The sequence below is a fragment of the Tabrizicola sp. BL-A-41-H6 genome (assembly GCF_050632395.1).
Taxonomy (GTDB): domain Bacteria; phylum Pseudomonadota; class Alphaproteobacteria; order Rhodobacterales; family Rhodobacteraceae; genus JAUYQR01.
Genome location: NZ_CP192600.1, coordinates 4,051,136 through 4,067,768 on the forward strand (window position 1 = coordinate 4,051,136; position 16,633 = coordinate 4,067,768).

The 16,633-nt window shown below is 61.6% G+C and carries 15 protein-coding genes; 3 read left to right on the forward strand and 12 right to left on the reverse strand.

Translation table 11 applies throughout. From position 1 onward, the window contains the following. The first annotated feature begins 5 nt into the window (after positions 1-5). Complete coding sequence (locus ACROUL_RS19935) at positions 6-1,139, forward strand: Gfo/Idh/MocA family protein (RefSeq protein ID WP_431301169.1); 1,134 nt, start codon at positions 6-8, stop codon at positions 1,137-1,139. On the opposite strand, the gene ACROUL_RS19940 is transcribed toward ACROUL_RS19935, so the two are convergent. The 7 genes from ACROUL_RS19940 to ACROUL_RS19970 all read right to left on the reverse strand — a co-directional run bounded on the left by ACROUL_RS19940 (position 1,136) and on the right by ACROUL_RS19970 (position 7,606). Beyond that, positions 1,136-2,131 (reverse strand): LacI family DNA-binding transcriptional regulator, encoded by a 996-nt coding sequence (locus ACROUL_RS19940; protein ID WP_431301348.1) that lies wholly within the window; start codon positions 2,129-2,131, stop codon positions 1,136-1,138. The two genes, ACROUL_RS19935 and ACROUL_RS19940, sit on opposite strands and share 4 nt — an antisense overlap. A gap of 163 nt (positions 2,132-2,294) precedes the next feature. Further along, positions 2,295-2,993, reverse strand: a complete 699-nt coding sequence (locus tag ACROUL_RS19945) for an aspartate/glutamate racemase family protein (RefSeq protein ID WP_431301170.1) — start codon at positions 2,991-2,993, stop codon at positions 2,295-2,297. A gap of 1 nt (position 2,994) precedes the next feature. Next, on the reverse strand, positions 2,995-3,717 hold the full coding sequence (locus ACROUL_RS19950; protein WP_431301171.1) for an ABC transporter ATP-binding protein: 723 nt from the start codon (positions 3,715-3,717) through the stop codon (positions 2,995-2,997). 3 nt (positions 3,718-3,720) lie between these two features. After that, positions 3,721-4,503 carry an ABC transporter ATP-binding protein gene (locus ACROUL_RS19955; RefSeq protein WP_431301172.1) on the reverse strand — a complete coding sequence of 261 codons (783 nt, stop codon included), beginning with the start codon at positions 4,501-4,503 and terminating at the stop codon, positions 3,721-3,723. Continuing rightward, the gene (locus tag ACROUL_RS19960; RefSeq protein ID WP_431301173.1) at positions 4,500-5,474 is read right to left on the reverse strand and encodes a branched-chain amino acid ABC transporter permease; all 975 of its coding nucleotides are present in this window, start codon (positions 5,472-5,474) and stop codon (positions 4,500-4,502) included. Before ACROUL_RS19960 ends, ACROUL_RS19955 begins: the two co-directional genes overlap by 4 nt. Continuing rightward, entirely contained in the window at positions 5,474-6,343 is an 870-nt protein-coding gene (locus ACROUL_RS19965) for a branched-chain amino acid ABC transporter permease (protein ID WP_431301174.1), read from the reverse strand. The genes ACROUL_RS19960 and ACROUL_RS19965 overlap by 1 nt, the downstream gene beginning before the upstream one ends. A 75-nt stretch (positions 6,344-6,418) precedes the next feature. Then, entirely contained in the window at positions 6,419-7,606 is a 1,188-nt protein-coding gene (locus ACROUL_RS19970; RefSeq protein ID WP_431301175.1) for an ABC transporter substrate-binding protein, read from the reverse strand. Positions 7,607-7,677: 71 nt separating this feature from the next. Between ACROUL_RS19970 and ACROUL_RS19975 the strand changes: the two genes are divergently transcribed. Both ACROUL_RS19975 and ACROUL_RS19980 read left to right on the forward strand, forming a co-directional pair. Beyond that, a complete protein-coding gene (locus ACROUL_RS19975) occupies positions 7,678-8,502 on the forward strand; it encodes a GntR family transcriptional regulator (RefSeq protein WP_431301176.1) in 825 nt (274 codons plus the stop codon). 431 nt (positions 8,503-8,933) lie between these two features. After that, positions 8,934-9,872, forward strand: coding sequence for a DMT family transporter (locus ACROUL_RS19980; protein WP_431301177.1), 939 nt, complete (start codon positions 8,934-8,936; stop codon positions 9,870-9,872). On the opposite strand, the gene ACROUL_RS19985 is transcribed toward ACROUL_RS19980, so the two are convergent. The 5 genes from ACROUL_RS19985 to ACROUL_RS20005 form a co-directional block, all read right to left on the reverse strand. Then, on the reverse strand, positions 9,850-11,835 hold the full coding sequence (locus tag ACROUL_RS19985) for a BTAD domain-containing putative transcriptional regulator (RefSeq protein ID WP_431301178.1): 1,986 nt from the start codon (positions 11,833-11,835) through the stop codon (positions 9,850-9,852). The genes ACROUL_RS19980 and ACROUL_RS19985 overlap by 23 nt on opposite strands. A 210-nt stretch (positions 11,836-12,045) precedes the next feature. Then, positions 12,046-12,852, reverse strand: a complete 807-nt coding sequence (locus tag ACROUL_RS19990) for a DUF1194 domain-containing protein (RefSeq protein ID WP_431301179.1) — start codon at positions 12,850-12,852, stop codon at positions 12,046-12,048. Between the two features lie 318 nt (positions 12,853-13,170). Next, complete coding sequence (locus tag ACROUL_RS19995; RefSeq protein WP_431301180.1) at positions 13,171-13,998, reverse strand: universal stress protein; 828 nt, start codon at positions 13,996-13,998, stop codon at positions 13,171-13,173. 126 nt (positions 13,999-14,124) lie between these two features. Beyond that, on the reverse strand, positions 14,125-15,135 hold the full coding sequence (locus ACROUL_RS20000; protein ID WP_431301181.1) for a TerC family protein: 1,011 nt from the start codon (positions 15,133-15,135) through the stop codon (positions 14,125-14,127). Between the two features lie 308 nt (positions 15,136-15,443). Then, a complete protein-coding gene (locus tag ACROUL_RS20005) occupies positions 15,444-16,481 on the reverse strand; it encodes a LysR family transcriptional regulator (protein WP_431301182.1) in 1,038 nt (345 codons plus the stop codon). Positions 16,482-16,633 lie beyond the last annotated feature (152 nt).

Below are 16,633 nucleotides of genomic sequence, written 5' to 3' on the forward strand. Positions count from 1 at the left end.
CCAGCATGGCACAACTGAAATGGGGCATGATCGGCGGCGGCGAAGGTAGCCAGATCGGGCCGGCCCACCGGCTTGGCGCGCTGGCTGACGGTCACTTCACACTCGCCGCTGGCGCATTGGATCACCGCCCCGACGTGGGCCGGGACTATGCGCAACGTCTGGGCGTGGCCCCCGACCGCGCCTATGGCGACTGGACCGAAATGCTGGCCGGTGAGCGGAACCGCCCCGATCGGGTGGACCTTGTGACCGTTGCCACCCCGAACTCCACCCATTTTCAGATCACCAAGGCGTTCCTTGAAGCCGGGTTCAACGTGCTGTGTGAAAAGCCGATGACGGTGACGGTGGAAGAGGGCGAAGAAATCGTCCGCATTGCGGCAAAGACGGGCAAGATCTGCGCGGTGAACTACTGTTATTCGGCCTACCCTATGGTCCGGCAGGCCCGCGCGATGGTGCGCAACGGCGATATTGGCCGCGTTCGGCTGGTCGTCACGAACTTCAGCCACGGCCATCACGGCGACGCGGCGGATGCCGACAACCCGCGTGTTCGCTGGCGCTATGACCCGGCGATGGCGGGTGTCTCGGGCCAGTTCGCCGATTGCGGGATCCATGCGCTGCACATGGCCAGCTTCATCTGCGACGACGAGGTGGAGAGGCTGTCCGCCGACTTCGCCTCGACCATCCCCTCCCGCCAGTTGGAGGATGACGCGATGGTCAACTTCCGCATGTCGAAGGGCACGGTTGGCCGTCTGTGGACGTCGTCCGTCGCCATCGGGCGGCAGCATGGCTTCGACATTCAGGTTTTCGGCGAAACCGGCGGGTTCCGCTGGGCGTCGGAACAGCCGAACCAGTTGATCTACACGCCCGTCGGCGGGCGCACGCAGATCATGGAAAAGGGCGAGGGCGGGCTTTACGACGACGCCAAGCGCCTGAGCCGGGTTGCCATCGCGCACCCTGAAGGCTTCCCGCTGGCAGTGGCGAATATCTATTGCGATCTGGCGGACGTGATCCGTGGCACGGCGCGCGACGGCCTGCCCACGGCGCCAAGCGGTGTGCGGTCGATGGCGGCGGTGCATACGGCGGTGGCTTCGGCCAAAGCCGGCGGCACCTGGATGGATGCCCGCCCGCCGATGTTCCGCTAGGCCTTCGGGCGCAGCGTCCGCCGTTCCACCACGTGGCAGGCGAACAGCCGGACCTCCGCAGGGCGGTCCGGCTTCTCTATGGTCGCGACTACAAGGTCGATCGCCGCCTCGATGATCTGCGCCACTGGCTGATGGATCGTGGTCAGCCCGATGTTCTGCCAGCGCGACATTTCCATGTCGTTCAGCCCGATCAGCCCGATGTCGCCCGGTACTGAGAGCCCGGCATCCGTGATGGCACTCAACGCGCCGACGGCCAGAAGATCGTCGCCACAGAAATACGCCTCTTGCGGCGCGGCGAGCAGCCGCTGCATTTCCGCGCGCCCGGCGTCAAAGGTATAGGCATCGGCGTACGACACCTTGACGCTGATGCCCGCGTGCCCCCGGATCGCATCCAGAAACCCGGTCGCACGGTCCTGCGTGGAGGTTGCCATCGCGGGCCCGCCCAGAAACCCGACCTTTCGGTAGCCTCTGGCCAGCAACGCCTCAGCAGCCATCCGCCCGCAGGCCACGTTGTCGATCCCGACCACCGGCACATCTGGCGCTGCTGACTTGCGCCCGAAGGCGTGGACGACGGGCAGCCCGGCCGTCTTGAACGCCTCGGCAAAGCTGGTGGGCAGGGTCGACGACGCCACGATCACCCCATCGACCGAATACTGCCGCAGCATCCGCACCGAGGCCCTCGGGTCCGTCGCCTCACTGAGGTTGACCAAAAGCGGCCGCAAACCCCGGTCCTGCAGCCCCCGGGTGAACAGGTCGAACACCTCAAGGATCAGCGGGTTGTGAAAATTGTTTGCGATCAATCCGATCAGCTTAGTGCGCCCCGTCGTCAGGCTGGAGGCCAGCGCGTTCGGCGCGTAGCCCAGTTCGATGGCGGCCTTTTCGACCTTTGCCCGCGTCTTGGCAGACACCGATGCCCCATCGGTAAACGCCCGCGACACCGCCGAGCGCGACACCCCGGCCCGCTCTGCCACCTCTTTCAGCGTCACCGCCATGCTGTACCCGTGCTTCGCATCGCGCGCAGTATACATGCCCAAGGGCCCGATTGAACCGCAAGCGATGCATGCCACCAAAATGACTGGCGAAGGTGGTCAGTTTCACCACCGGCCGCAGCTGTGCCGTCAGGTCTGACCGCTTGCGCCGTCGTTTCCGTCTGTGTCAGCGCTTGTGCGCCGGGGGCGGGCTGTAACCGCCGAGACGTGAGGTGAAAATCCCCAGCCGCACCATTGATTCAGCCAGACCCACGGCGCAGGTCACTCCGTCCAGCACCGGCAGCCCGTGTTCCTGCCCAAGGCTTTCGGCCAGATCGGCCATGCCGGCGCAGCCAAGCACTATCGCCTCTGCCCGATCTTCGGCAACGGCGCGACCGATCTCGGCACTGATGCGGGCGCAGGCGTCTGATCCGGGGTGTTCCAGTTCCAGCACCGCCACTTCCGACGACCGGACCCGCGCGCAGCGCGCCATCAGCCCATAGCGGTGCAGGTTGTGTTCAAGCGCGGGAACGGACCGCCCAAGCGTGGTCACCACGCTGAACTTGTTGGCGATCATCGAGGCGTAGTGATACGCGGCTTCGCCGATGCCGATCACCGGCTTGTCGGTCAGGCAGCGCGCCGCATCAAGGCCGGTGTCGTCAAAACAGGCGATGACCACCGCGTCATAACCTGTCGTGCGCCCGATCACGTCAAGCATCCCCGCCAGCGACATCGCCTCATCGTAGAAGCCTTCGATCGATGCCGGACCGACCGCCGGGTTGACCGCGACGATCTCGGTCCCGGGGCTTGCCACCCGACGGGCAGCCGCGCCGATCTTTTCGGTCATCGAGGCGGTCGTGTTCGGGTTCACTACCAGAATGCGCATCTTAAAGATCACCTCCAAGATAGGCGGCCTTGATCCGGTCATCGCCCATCAGGTCTTTCGAGTTGCCAGTCAGCACCACCGATCCGGTCGACATGGCGTAGGCCCGGCTTGAGATCGAAAGCGCCATCCGGCTGTTCTGTTCGACCAGCAGGACCGTCACCTTTTCATCGCGGCTGATCGCCACGATGGCGCGAGCGATGTCCTGCACCAGCTTCGGCGCGATGCCGAGCGAGGGTTCATCAAGGAGCAGAAGCTTCGGTTTTGCCATCAGCGCGCGGCCGATCACCATCATCTGCTGCTCGCCCCCTGAAAGGGTGCTTGCCTGCTGGGTATAGCGTTCCTTCAGGCGTGGAAAGCGGGTCAGGATGCTGTCCAGCGTGTTGGCGATTTCGGTCTTGTCGGTGCGGGTGAAGGCGCCCATCAGAAGGTTGTCCTTGACCGACATGAAGGGAAAGACCCGGCGGCCTTCCGGCACCATTGCGATGCCCTTCTTCACGATGTCGGCAGCGGATGTGCCATCCAGCCGTTCACCCATGAAAGTGATCGACCCGGACTTGATCTTGCGAAGGCCGGTGATCGCCCGAAGGATCGACGATTTGCCCGCGCCATTGGCCCCGATCAGGGCGACGGTCTCGCCCTGTTGCAGGTTCAGCGACACGCCCTTCAGCGCGTAGACGTGGTCGTAATACAGTTCCACGTCCTTGAAGTTCAGCATCTCTGTCATGGCTTACATCCCGATCGCTGCATCTTCGGAACCGAGGTAGGCCTCGATCACCTTCGGATTGGCCTGAATTTCGGTGGGCGTGCCTTCGGCGATCTTTTCGCCAAAGTTGATCACGACGATCCGGTCAGAGATTTTCATCACCGCCGGCATGTCGTGTTCCACCAGCATCACCGTCACCCCGCGTTCGTCGCGCAGGCGGCGCACTTGCGTGACCATCCGCATCGTCTCGTCGTGGTTCATGCCGGCGAAGGGTTCGTCGAGAAGAAGCACCTTTGGGTTCGTGGCAAGACCGATCGCCATGCCAAGCGCGCGCAGGTGGCCTTGCGGCAGGTTCGAGGCAAGCTCGTTCCGGATCGACTGCAGACCAAGGAAATCTACGATGTCGTCGGCCGACTGGCCAAACTCGGCTTCGTCCGCGCGTGCCTGCTTGGTGCCGAGGAAAAAGCCCAGAAGCGACGCACGAGAGCGCAGATGATGGGCGACGATGATGTTTTCCCGGACCGTCATGGATTTGAAGATCGTGGTTTCCTGGAACGTCCGCACCACGCCCATGCGCGCCACGATATGTGGTGCAAGATTGCTAATCCGTTCGCCGCGAAACAGTACCTCGCCCGAGGTTGCCGGCACGAACGAGGCGATCAGCTTGAAAAGGGTGGATTTGCCCGCCCCGTTCGGGCCGATGACGGACAGGATCTCGCCTTCGTTCACATCAAAGCTGATGTTGTTGTTGGCTGTCAGGCCACCGTATTTCTTGGTGACCGCCTTGATCTGAAGGATCGGGCTCATTTGCGGCCGCCTTTCCGGTCAAAGAGGCTGAGGATGCCGTTGGGGAGGATCAACATCAGCGCGATCATCGCGCTGGAGTAGATGAGAAGCTGGTATTCCTTTGCGACGGACAGCAGGTCCCAGCCGAAGTACAGAAGGAACGTGCCAAGCATCGGGCCGGTCACGAAGCCAAGGCCACCGACGAAGCAATACAGCATGAAGTTGACGCTGTCGGCGACGGCAAAGGACGACGGGTAGATCGACTGCGAGATCGCCACGAACACCGCCCCCGCCAGACCGCCGAAGAAGGATGAGATCGCGTAGGCCAGGACGCGCAAGTAGGCAGTGTTCACCCCGATCGACGCCGCCAGTTCCTCGTTCTGCTGCAGGCTGCGGCACAGGTGGCCAAGGCGGGAATTCACGATCCGCCAGAGCGCGGCATAGGTCAGCACCATGAGCGTTGCGGCCAGCAGGTAGAAGGCAAGCTTCGGGTTTTCCATCGTGGCGAAATCGGGGATCACCGTGACACCGAAGACCGAAAGCTCGCCGGGCAGCGGGATCGATGTGATCCCCTTGGCACCGTTGGTGAAGGGCAGGGCGAGGGCTGTGAGGCGCGTCACTTCGGTCAAGACCAGTGTGATCATCGCGAAGTAGACGCCGCGCAGCCGCAGGATTGGCAGCCCGATCAGCACCGAGATCGCCGCGCAAAGGATGCCCGCGATCGGCAGAGTGGCCCAAAACGAAAACCCCGCCTGCGTCATCAAGACAGCCGAGACATAGCCGCCCATCAGCGCATATGCCCCTTGCCCGATGTTGATGCGGCCGATGTAGAACGTCAGCCACACACCTGCCGAGCCGATGGCAAGCAGTGCTACCGAGGTGAGGGTATAGTAAAGATCCCACCGCCCGCTTGCCGCGATCAGGATTGGAACCAGCACGAAAACGGCCAGCAGAAAGGCAGCGATGCCGATGATTTGCTTGTTCATGTCCATCAACCCCAGGGTTTGCCCATCAGCCCTTGCGGGCGGAAGGCCAGGAACACCATCAGCGTCGCGAAGATGACGAGGTAGGTGATGTCGCCGTAAACGGCCAAAACGGTCAGGCCGATGCTTTCCATCATGCCAAGGATGAAACCCCCGGCGATGGCGCCCGAAATCACGCCGGCCCCGCCGATCATGATCATCAGGAACGCCTTGATCGAGGTCGGGCCGCCCATGCCGAGGTTGATGCCGGTGATGGTCACCAAAAGCCCTCCGACCAGACCGGCCAGCATAGCCCCCAGCGCAAAGCCGATCATCGAATAGCGGTCAACGTCGACGCCCATCAGTTGCGCGGCCATCCGGTCCTGCGCAAGGGCGCGCATCGCGCGGCCGGTCTTTGAATACTGCATCAGTGCGATGAAGCCCGCGATCAGCGCAATCGCCAGCACCCCGATCAGGATGCGGTCGTAGGGCATGATGATCCGCATGTCCCAGTTGAACACGCCGTCGACGATCTTCGGTACGCCGCGCTGCTTTTCTCCGAAGACCAATAGGATCACCGCGTCGAGGAAGAAGGCGATACCGGCTGCCAGCAGCATGGTGCTTTCGTCGCGTTTCGACTTGCGGATCACCGGGCGGAACAGGAACACCTCGATCAGCGCCCCCATGATCGCAAGGATAATGGCCGAGGCCAGCAGGCCGACGATGAAGGGCAGGCCCCATTGGGCGACAACAGTGTAGGTCACGAACCCGCCAAAGACATACATCTGTCCATGCGCGAAGTTCAGCACGTTCATCAGCGAAAAGATCAGGGTCAGGCCCAAGGCGATCAACGCGTACTGGGCACCAAGATACAGTCCGTTGGCAAGGATCTGTTCCATGCACGGCTCTCCGGTTTTCGGTGGGGGAAAAGCGGGCCGCCCGGTTCGGGGCGGCCCCAGGTCACGCGGGGAAGATCAGTCGACCTGTGCCACGAACAGCGTCTCGAACGCGCCGTCCTTGTAGACGTTCACAACCAGCGGCACCGAAACCTGACGCTTCTGGCCGAACGAGGTCATGCCGACATATTTCAGCTTGGCATCGCCGACCATGTAGGGGTTCGGCGCCTCGAAGGTGTCCATCGTTGTCTTGAACGCCTCGATGTCATCGATCGCCGCCGGGTTGGCTGCCATCGTGGCAAGGATGTATTCCAGCGCATAGACCTTGGTGTTGGACTCGTCGTTGTATTCACCGAACATCGCGGTGTAGCGGGTGACGAATTCCTTCATCATGTCCGAGGCCAGTTCAGGCGTCGAGGCACCGCCGACCGAGATGAAGCCGTTGGCCAGTTCGCCAGCGCCTTCGGCCAGAACAGCGGCATCCTGTGCCGTTTCGGTGGAAATCAGCCCGGTGTAGCCCAGTTCGCGGGCCGAACGGATCAGCTGCGGCGCGTTTGCGGGCGACACGCCGGACAGCACAAGAAGGTCCGGCGCGGTCTGAATCACGGGCAGCAGCACCGGGGTGAAGTCGGTGGTGTCCATCTGGTAAGTCACGCTGTCGGACACGACCTCGAGGCCCAGTTCGCGCGCCGCGGCAGCGCCCGAGTCACGCTGGCTTAGCGGGTCGGATTCGTTGCCGGCAACGAAGGCCACCTTCTTCACGCCGTTGTTTTCCATCAGGTATTTGTAGATTGCCGGACCGGACTGGTAGTTGGCAACCATGCCGAGGATCGCGTTCGAGGCAGGCGCGGTGTAAAGCTCCTTCGGGAAGGCGTAGGGGAAGTACATGATGTTGTTCTGCTCGGCCACTGGGCGGACGGCTGCGGCACCGTCATCGACGTTCGGGCCGACGACATAGTGGATCCCGGCCTGCGCCATTTGCTCCATGCCCGCGATCGCGCGCTTGGGGTCTTTCTGGTCATCGAAGGACACGATCTCGATATCGTATTTCGTGCCGCCGATGTCGTAACCGCCGGTTTCGTTGATCCAGGCGGCGCGGGTTTCCATCGAACGCTGGTTCGACGTGCCCCAGGCTGCGGCCGGGCCGGAGGTGACGCCAACGAAGCCGATCTTCAGCACGGGGTTTTCTGCATGGGCTGCGCCGAGCATCGCGATGCTGGCGACTGTGGCGAGGGCGGTGGTCTTGAGGAAGGAACGGCGAAGCATTGGCAAACTCCCTGTTAGCCGGATGAATGGTTTGGCGCCCCTGATCGGGGTTCTTGCCTCGATCAGATATTTTGTTAACAATCGTGTCAACAAAAATCTCGTATCTTGGATACAGGCTTGCTGACACGCCTATTGCTGGCTATCTATCGGCAAGCAAACGCAATCGGAGTGTTTTTCCTCAGATGACCGCCGCGACCTATCCTGTTGGAAAAGACCTGTCCGGTGACGAAGCTGTCGAAGAAAGCATCGTCGAGCGTATCTTTTCAGCGGTGGTGGAACAGCGTCTGCCGCCGGGCACCAAACTTTCCGAATCGGCGCTGTGTCAGGCGTTCGGCGTGGGGCGGATGCATATCCGCCGGTCGCTATTGCTGCTGTCCAGCCGCGAAGTCGTCGAACTGCATCCGAACCGGGGCGCCTTCGTCGCTTCGCCCACTGCAAAGCAGGCCCGAGAAGTCTTCGAGGCCCGCATGGCGCTGGAACCGACGATTGCGCGCCTAGCGGTCGAACGCGCGACATCCGAGGACATCGCCACCCTGTCGGCGCACTTGCAGATGGAACATGACGCCCATCACAACGAAAGCCGGCACGAGGCAATTCGTCTGTCGGGTCAGTTCCACATCCTCTTGGCCCAGATAGCCTCGAATGCCGTAATGCTGCGGATGATGAAGGAACTGGTCACGCGCACGTCGCTTATCATCGGCATCTTCGGCGCGCCCAGCGTCGCAAACTGCCGTGACGATGACCACGAACTGATCCTGTCAGCCTTTACGAAACGCGATCCTCAAGCCGCCGCAAACCTGATGGCAAACCACCTGCGCGAAATCGAAGGGTCGCTGAACCTTGATAACAAGAACAGCGGCGCCGTGGATTTGGTGAGCCTGTTTTCACGAGGTTAAGCCGGGCGCATGGCATCTTGGACAGACATAATCGCATTGCCAGGTGATTGCGCTGAATGAAGCCAAGTAAGCAGCGACGACCCTCCTCATGCGGGCAGACTATTCGGTAGGAGTGGCCTTGCGCCAGGGCCAAAAGTCCCAGGACTGAAAGGCAGAGCCGCCCTTTCTGTCATTGCTAGCACTGCACGGCAATCTGCGGCCTTCAAGTTAGTTTCACCAAGTTTCACCGCCGTATCGACGGCTTCCCGTGGGCACCGGGCCCGAAAGCGTTAGTCAGGCCTCAGCGCCCGATTAACACAACGGTTTCGCTGCAATAACGTCTTCCGCACGCTCCGGTCCGGCCACGCAAGCGAATTGATCACGCTTGATGCGGCATGGTGAGCAAGGCCGCGGCATCCCCATATCGCGGCACGAGCTGACGGGAGACAGGCATGCGTCTGACAGAGCGGAGCGGACTCTTGCTGGTGACTTGCGCCGCAATCCTTTGGGCCACCGTGGGTGTCGCAACACAGCTTGTCCCGGGCGCAGCTGATATCTCGCCTGAACTCTACGGATTTGCACGCACCGCCATCGCCGGGCCCATCCTCCTTGCGCTGGCTTGGATGGTTCGGCAGCGGAACGCCCCGACAGGTCTGAACATGCGACGCAAGGAGTTGTTCGTCTTCGCGCTGTCCAGCATCGTTTTCCAATTGTGCCTGTTTCGCAGCTTTGCCGAAGTCGGGGTGACGGTCACTGTCTTTCTGACCGTCTGCCTGCCCCCTGTTTTCGCGGTCGCCTGGGCGTTGATGTCAGGTCGCGCTGCCTTGTCGCCCGAGGCAGGTGCAGCACTCGGATTGGCCGTTGCGGGGCTGTCCTCCTTTGCAACTGCACGAGGCACGGCGCTTCCGACCGAGGTGATCTATCTTTGCCTTCCAATTGTCGCATCGGGTGCCTTTGTCGTGATGTCCTTTTCGGCACGGACACTGGCACAGACCGCAGCACCGCTGGAGGTGGCGGGTGCAGGACTGACCCTTTCAAGCCTGCTGCTTTTGCCGATCATCCCCTGGTTCCTGCCGTCGGGCAGAATCGCGGCATCAGTCGGAATAGATGCAAACCTCCTCCTTCTGTTGGTTTATCTGGGGCTTGGTCCTACCGCGCTGGCATACTTTTGCTACTGCGCCGGGATGGCTCGCTGCAGATCGGCGATCAGTGGGCTGATCGCCACGATGATCGAGCCGATGGTTGCGGCGGCATTGGCGATGGTGCTGCTTCACGAAAGGCTTGCGATCGGCGAACTCTTCGGCTGCTTGCTCTTGATGCTGTCGATGGCCGTGCTTTGGCAGGGCGAACAGCCAAAGCTCACACCTGCTATGACCGACCCGGCAGAGTGACACGCGAGGAACGATCGGGCAGCCCAGCGGCCGAAAGCGCACGGAAAAAACGTTGGTTTATCGAGCGGTCGTGAAACGGTTGCGCTTCTGCCCACGCCGCGGCGTCGAAGGCGGGGTCCAGATGAAGCACGGTGCGCGCCGTGGCGGCCGCCTCGTCAGCCAGACCTTTCTCGTACAAGGCGATGATGCGAAAGAGATGCGCGTGGATATAGCCGGCACTGCGATCTATCGCCGCCTGCGCCCACTCCATCGCCGGGCCAAGCTGACCCAGCTGAAGATGCGCTTGCGCCATGTCACCAGCGTACCACGGCGGATAGACCGGACACAGCCGGATCGCCTGCCGGGTCAGGGCAAGCGCTTCGATCGGGCGCCCGGCAAACATCGCCACATTCGCCGCAACGGCATGCACCATCGCGTGGCTCTGTCCCAGGTGTCGGGCATGGCCGAGCGCCTCCTCCGCCCGCTCGAATTCCCGGGCCTGCATGTGTGCGATCGCCATCACAACGTGCGGTTCCGGATTCGTTGGGTCCAGTCGGTTAGCAGTGACTGCGCAGTCCAGTGCCGCTGCAACTGACGCGCTGGGGTCATTGGTCCAGGCACAAAAGGCTTGTGCCCAGTGCCACCACCCCATCAGCGTGTGTGCCGCCGAATAGCCAGGGTCAAGCCGGATAGCCTCGGCAATGCTGCGACGTGCAGCGGGCGAGCAGGCTCGGTCGTGGCTGGAAATCAGCGTCGACGCCTGCAGGATATGCTCCCACGGTTCCAACCTGTTGGACGCACAGACTTTTGAAAGCGCCTGATCGCCCTGTAGCAACGCCACATTGATCGCAACCGCGACCTTGAGCGTTATCTCATCCTGCGCTGCAAAGACTTCGGTCAGGCTGAAATCGTAGCGTTGCGAAAAGACATAGGCGTCGGTTCTGCTGTCGATCAGATGAATCGTGAAACGGGTCTTTTCACCCTGAGACATTAGCGACCCTTCGAGCACGTAGTCCGTCGCATTCGCTCGGTCGAGTGCGGCCAGATCCTCGGGACGTGCGCGATTTGCCCCGGATGTGGCAAATGTCATGACGCGAAGGTAGGGAAGTTTTGACAGCGTCGTAATGATGCTGTTTCCCAACCCCTTGGCAAAGGCCTGCTGGGCCGCATCGTCGGACAGACAGGCAAAGGGATGGATCGCCAGAACAGGTGACGCCGGCGTCGCGATATTGGGCGATGTGGCAGCGCCCACTCTGCGTGCCGGAGCCCGCAGAAGCGCGCGCTTCATTGCAGCCGTTTCCGGCGAAAGGCCGACCCCGAGTTCGCGCTGCAAGATCTCTTCCAGACTGCGAATCTGCCTCAGGGCTTCGTCGCGTTCACCCATCTGTGCCAGCGCGTCGATTAGCAGGTTGTGCGAACTTTCCCGCAAGATATCGCTGTTCACAAGCTTCCGGGCAAGGTGAACCCGGCGCGCGCCGCTATCGCCGTGAACAAGGGTTTCCAGCGCCTCAAGATACATGCCGGCCAGCCGCCGTCGTTCTTCGGCATACCAATCCTCGAACGCCGGGTCGCGGATGAACACGCCGTCCAGAAACGGCCCCGTATAAAGCGCGACGGCCCGATCATGCTGCCCCGCGCGGATACAGGCGATGAAATCCGCGACGTCGCATTCGCTGGCAAGGTCGTTCAACTTGATGGCGGTTCGTCCACAGTGAAGCAGATCGGCACCACGGTCACCAAGGTTGCGCCGGAGCACGGCCAGCGTTTGGCGCAGGCTGTTCCGCGCAAGTTCATTCTCTCTTGTGCTCCAAAGCAGGCCGGCAATGCGGTCTCGGCTGGCGGAGAGTCCTGGCGAGGCTGCAATGATTGCAAGCAGGCCGATGGACTTTTGATTGATTAGGTTCTGGTCGGAAAGGAAGGACGCTTTGACACCAAAGCCGCCAAAAAACTCCAGGCGAACCTTTTCCACGCCATCAGCACCCATGCAAATCCCGTCTTACGTTTCAATCGTTCCAATTGGGGCACGTTCGACGAATTAGTCAAAGCGTTTTTTCGCTGTTGCCAGGTGTTGACGGCCCGTCCGGTGCGGTGCCCCCAATGTACCAAAGGCCGCAGGCCGACCGCCTCGGTCCAAAAGCCGGGGTTCCGTTCCCGGAAAGACAGGGCCTGCGTTCCCCTATCACCCAAGAGCCGATCAGGGCGTCACGGCGGCCAGCGCAGGTGCGCCAATCTCGCGCGCTATCTTTTCGGCAATCGCGGCTCCGAAATCGGTATGGGAGCTTATCTGGATCACGAAGGAATCCGGGCCCGTAACAACCTTGTCCCGAAACCATTCGGCCAGCCGATCACCGTCTGAAATCGCAAGTGCGTTGATCGTCACGTCAGCTGCCTTTGCCCGGGCGCGCGCCACGATAAGCGAAACACTGTCCGGTCTGGGTGCAAGTGTTTCCATCCCGTCACCAGAGACATTGATCAGTGAGCGGTATGCGCAGCGCGTGGGATCTTCCAAAAGATCAAGCGCAGCCCAGAGCCCCGTTCCAATGGCCGTGTTGCCGGTCACTTGCCGTGGTGCCGCCTCGATGGTCTGGGCAAGACCTTCGGCACCTGCAGCGCGATCCAGCCGTTGCCACGGCAGGATTTGGACCGGAATTGTGCTGTCACCCCAGAACACAACGGCGATATCCACGGTTCCTGCTCCCGACATTGCCGCAAGAACCTCTGAATTGCGGAACGCGTTTGCATACCCCTGTTGCTGCAGTGCGAACTCTTCCTCATCAATGCTGCCCGAGGCATCAACGGCCAGTACCAGCGCAAGGTCCGCACATCGCGCCTGGGCCATCTCGGCCATCAGACACGGACTTATCAGACTGGCCGCTACCTGTGATACGAACCTCATGTGGCGACCACGTCGTTTTCCGACCGATGCTGTCGGGCGGTTGCCTCGCCGCAGCCGGAAAGGCTTATCAAGGGTTTCGAATCGCGGCTCCGTGACGTCGACCACAGGCGGTCTGTTTGCCAAAATTTTGCCGTCTCGCTGCAAGGATACAATGCTGACCTCAGTTCCAAATGTCTGAACACTTTGGAAAACCTAGCAGCCAAGATGTTATCGAAGCGATTGCCGCGGTCAGTCCGTTCCACGGCTCAGCGTTAGTTGGCGATTATTTGGCCGTTATTTCCCTGGAATGACTTCTGCCGGCTCTGGCGCATTGCGAACCGGCAAGGCGGTGGCTTGCTGAACTGTCCTCAGGTCCAGTGGAGAAAGTTTGGGGTGCCCGCTGGCGTTCAGCAGCTCCCTGATCCCGCTTCGCATCCCCAACGGTCAATGCGAAAGCAGGACCGGCAAGCGCAGTTCCGCAAAAACGCCTTTGGTCGCGCCGCCCAGGATGAAATCCCGCAGGCGAGAGTGTCCGAAGCCACCCATTGCCAGAAGTTGCGCGCCTTCTGAAAGGGCCGTCTCTTGCAGGGCCGCCGCGATGGTTCGGCCATCAAGCGTGATGTTGACTGCCTTTGCCCTAAATCCGCGCCGTTGAAGAGCGGCAGTCAGGGTGTCGGCAATACCTGGGGCGCCCAGAGATTTTTCATCTTCCACTGTCACCACGGACACGTGGCCACCCTCAGCCAAGAGCGGAAGGGCATCACAAAGCGCCCGCGCAGCAACCCGACTTCCATCCCAGGCGATGGCGATATGGTTGACGGAAGCGGCCGTCGCGGTCGGCGGGACAAGGATCACGGGCACCCCGGCGTCGAACACAAGCGATTGCGCCATGTCCTGCGCCGAAATCGTGTCAGCTGACCACGGCAGCAGCGCCAGATCACAGGTCCGCGCCTCGGTAGTGGCAGCATCAAGGGCTCCGCCGAGCATCACCTTGTGACTGGCGACCGTCGCTTTCGGCGCAGCCCCGGCGATCAGGGTTTGCAGGCGCGCGCATTCGGCTTTGCTGCGCTGTTCCACGGCTTGCGCCATACCCTCGACGTTGATGAGAAAGCCGCTGATCGGCGAGGCGGTCTTCGGGACGTCCACCTCGAACAGCGACGCCTGAACTCCGCAGTTCAACGCTGCCGCAAGGACAACTGCCGCAGTGACCGCCGGGTCTGGTGGCGCTTCGGGGTAGGTGCTCAGCGGCAGATAGGCGATGCGATTGTGCATGGGGTCACTCCTTGTTGTTGAACAAAAAGGGCCGCCGCGGCCCACATCATGTGACTGTATGGGGCGAAGGCCGCCCGGTCCAGCCGGCCGGTCGAGACCGGCCGCCTGGCACTTTCTACGCCATCGTCAGGACGGGCGACTGGAATCCGCCTCGTCGCCCCGGGTCTTCCACAGAGAATAGAAGATGCCCGCGGCGATGATCCCGATGGTGATCGCAAGCGACAGGTAGGGGTCGAACTTGCCGAAGAAGTAGCTGTAAAAGCCCTTCAGACCGATGAACACCAGCACCAGAGCCAACGCATACTTCAGATAGTGGAAGCGGTGCACCAACGCGGCTAGCGCGAAGTAAAGCGCGCGGAGGCCGAGGATCGCCATGATGTTGGCCGTGTAGACAATGAACGTGTCGGTCGTGATCAGAAAGATTGCAGGCACCGAATCGACCGCAAAGATCACATCGGCGAAGTTGATCACAACCAGCGCCACGAACAGCGGCGTTGCAAAGAACACCATCTTGCTGGTCACCGGATGCGGCTGGCGCACGAAGAACTTCTGGCCGTGAAGTTCCTTGGTCACGTTCATGAACCGCGACACCAGCCCGACCATCGGGTTCTTCGACACGTCCGTCTCACCCTCCTGGGTGAACAGCATCTTGATGCCGGTGAAGGCGAGGAAAGCCGCGAAGACCAGCGTCATCCACTTGTAGTTCGACACCAGTTCGGCGCCGATCGCGATCATGATGCCCCGCAGCACGATCACGCCGATGATGCCCCAGACCAGCGCACGGTACTGATATTTCCGGGGAATCGCGAAGTAGCCGAAGATCAGCGAGATCACGAAGACATTGTCGATCGAGAGGACCTTCTCGATGATGTAGCCTTGGAAGTACGAGGCGACCGGATTGGTCCCGTCACTGGTGACAAGGGTGCCGTTCGCCCAGGCCCACCAGATGTACCCGCCAAACGCAATGGAGATCAGGATATAGAAGGCCGACAGCTTCAGGCTTTCGGCAACCCCGATCTCGTGATCCTCCTTGTGCAGCACGCCAAGGTCAAAGATCATAAGCGCGACAACGATGGTCAAGAACATCAACCAAAGCCAAAGCGGCTTGCTGATCACTTCGTAAAACAGAAAATCCATGGCATTCCCCTGGCAATGCGTTGCGTCCAACGGGGGATGTAGCAGCTAGACAACAGGCCCCGATCTATCAGCGCCGACATCACAGGCAAGAACATACCTGTCAGAGGGGCCCGGTCGCTGACGCGCTGGGTAAGCGGTTTTCACAAATGCGTCAAGTGCCGTCGGTTCGCGGCTGGACCGGTCGAATGTAGCCGTCTCGTTGTCCTTGCAACTCAGGGAATTGAAACCCAGACGGTCCCAAGCCAAAGCCTATGTCCAAGCCCCCGGACCCGGTGGGGTCTTGAAGGGGTTTCACGTCCCGATCCGGGTCATGCCGGAATTTGGCAGCAGGCGATGAAAGGTGGAGCGGCCTCGGTTGCAGGCAAAACCATGTCAGCCCCCGCGGCAACCAGCGCGGCGATCATTGCACCATAGGGGGCAACGGACTGATATTGCGAAGGAAAAAGCGCAACTATCCGCCGTGCCTCCAGCCCCGTGTGGTAATGCCGGAGCCCCTCGGTGCGCAGTCCGCCCTCGGCAAAGCTGAGCGCGGGCACGAGGCAGACGCCAAACCCGGCACGGGTCATCTCGATCATGGTTTCGAAGTTGCGCAACCGGGCAAGGCCTCGGTTGGCGGGCAGGACCTGATCGTACCAGTCCTGAACACGGCGGCTGTGTTGCGAGCCGAAGACGAATTGCAGCGTGGTGTTGAGCAGGGCGTGATCCGAGGCGGACAGATCCTCGATCCGGGCACAGCGCGACAGGTCCAGCCGCGACGGTACCGCCAGCACATATGGATCGCTGGGAAGCGGCACCTGTCGAAAACTCATCGCGGCCTCGGGCAAGGAACCAGCCGCGACAAGACCGATGTTGGCGCGGCGGGCATACAGCGTCTCCAGCACCTCTCCGGGTGCGCCCTCGTGCAGGTCGAAATCCAGCTGATCCAGCGGAATCTCCAGCCGTTGAATCGCCTTTGGCAAAAGCGTGCGCATCACGCTGCCCGCACCGGAAATCCGCAGCGACCGGCGCAGACCGACACCTTGAGTGCTGGGCAGGACATCTTCCAGCTCTTGCACGCTGCGCAGAACCTGCTCGGCCCGGCCGAGGACGGCGCTGCGCAACTCGGTCAGTTCCAGATGCCCGGCGCGGCGGTCGAAAAGCCGGCCACCAATGGCAGCCTCGAACGCGGCGAGTTGCTGGGAAAGGCCGGGCTGCGACACACCCATCATCTTCGCCGCCCGCGTCATCGAACCGGTATGGGCCACAGCCCAAAAAGCCTGCAGGCGGCGGATCGAAACCTCGTTGCCGACCGATTCCAGACCTCGGACCTTGGGGATTTCGGATGCGATGAACCCAAGCTCCTTCATGGTGCCTGCTCCACATTCCGAATCGCCTTGGCACGGTAGCCCGCCGCTACCAGAACGGCCTTGGCCTGCTCCAATGCGGCGGATCGGGACGCGGCGACTTGGGCCATATCCAACCAACTTCGCCCAACGGCGCGCCCAGCACGGCCATTCTG

What these genes read in the sequence shown, in the direction of transcription:
- ACROUL_RS19935 (WP_431301169.1), top strand. Translation starts at nt 6, where the DNA reads ATGGCACAACTGAAATGGGGCATGATCGGCGGCGGCGAAGGTAGCCAG.
- ACROUL_RS19940 (WP_431301348.1), bottom strand. Translation starts at nt 2,131, where the DNA reads ATGGCGGTGACGCTGAAAGAGGTGGCAGAGCGGGCCGGGGTGTCGCGC.
- ACROUL_RS19945 (WP_431301170.1), bottom strand. Translation starts at nt 2,993, where the DNA reads ATGCGCATTCTGGTAGTGAACCCGAACACGACCGCCTCGATGACCGAA.
- ACROUL_RS19950 (WP_431301171.1), bottom strand. Translation starts at nt 3,717, where the DNA reads ATGACAGAGATGCTGAACTTCAAGGACGTGGAACTGTATTACGACCAC.
- ACROUL_RS19955 (WP_431301172.1), bottom strand. Translation starts at nt 4,503, where the DNA reads ATGAGCCCGATCCTTCAGATCAAGGCGGTCACCAAGAAATACGGTGGC.
- ACROUL_RS19960 (WP_431301173.1), bottom strand. Translation starts at nt 5,474, where the DNA reads ATGGACATGAACAAGCAAATCATCGGCATCGCTGCCTTTCTGCTGGCC.
- ACROUL_RS19965 (WP_431301174.1), bottom strand. Translation starts at nt 6,343, where the DNA reads ATGGAACAGATCCTTGCCAACGGACTGTATCTTGGTGCCCAGTACGCG.
- ACROUL_RS19970 (WP_431301175.1), bottom strand. Translation starts at nt 7,606, where the DNA reads ATGCTTCGCCGTTCCTTCCTCAAGACCACCGCCCTCGCCACAGTCGCC.
- ACROUL_RS19980 (WP_431301177.1), top strand. Translation starts at nt 8,934, where the DNA reads ATGCGTCTGACAGAGCGGAGCGGACTCTTGCTGGTGACTTGCGCCGCA.
- ACROUL_RS19985 (WP_431301178.1), bottom strand. Translation starts at nt 11,835, where the DNA reads ATGGGTGCTGATGGCGTGGAAAAGGTTCGCCTGGAGTTTTTTGGCGGC.
- ACROUL_RS19995 (WP_431301180.1), bottom strand. Translation starts at nt 13,998, where the DNA reads ATGCACAATCGCATCGCCTATCTGCCGCTGAGCACCTACCCCGAAGCG.
- ACROUL_RS20000 (WP_431301181.1), bottom strand. Translation starts at nt 15,135, where the DNA reads ATGGATTTTCTGTTTTACGAAGTGATCAGCAAGCCGCTTTGGCTTTGG.
- ACROUL_RS20005 (WP_431301182.1), bottom strand. Translation starts at nt 16,481, where the DNA reads ATGAAGGAGCTTGGGTTCATCGCATCCGAAATCCCCAAGGTCCGAGGT.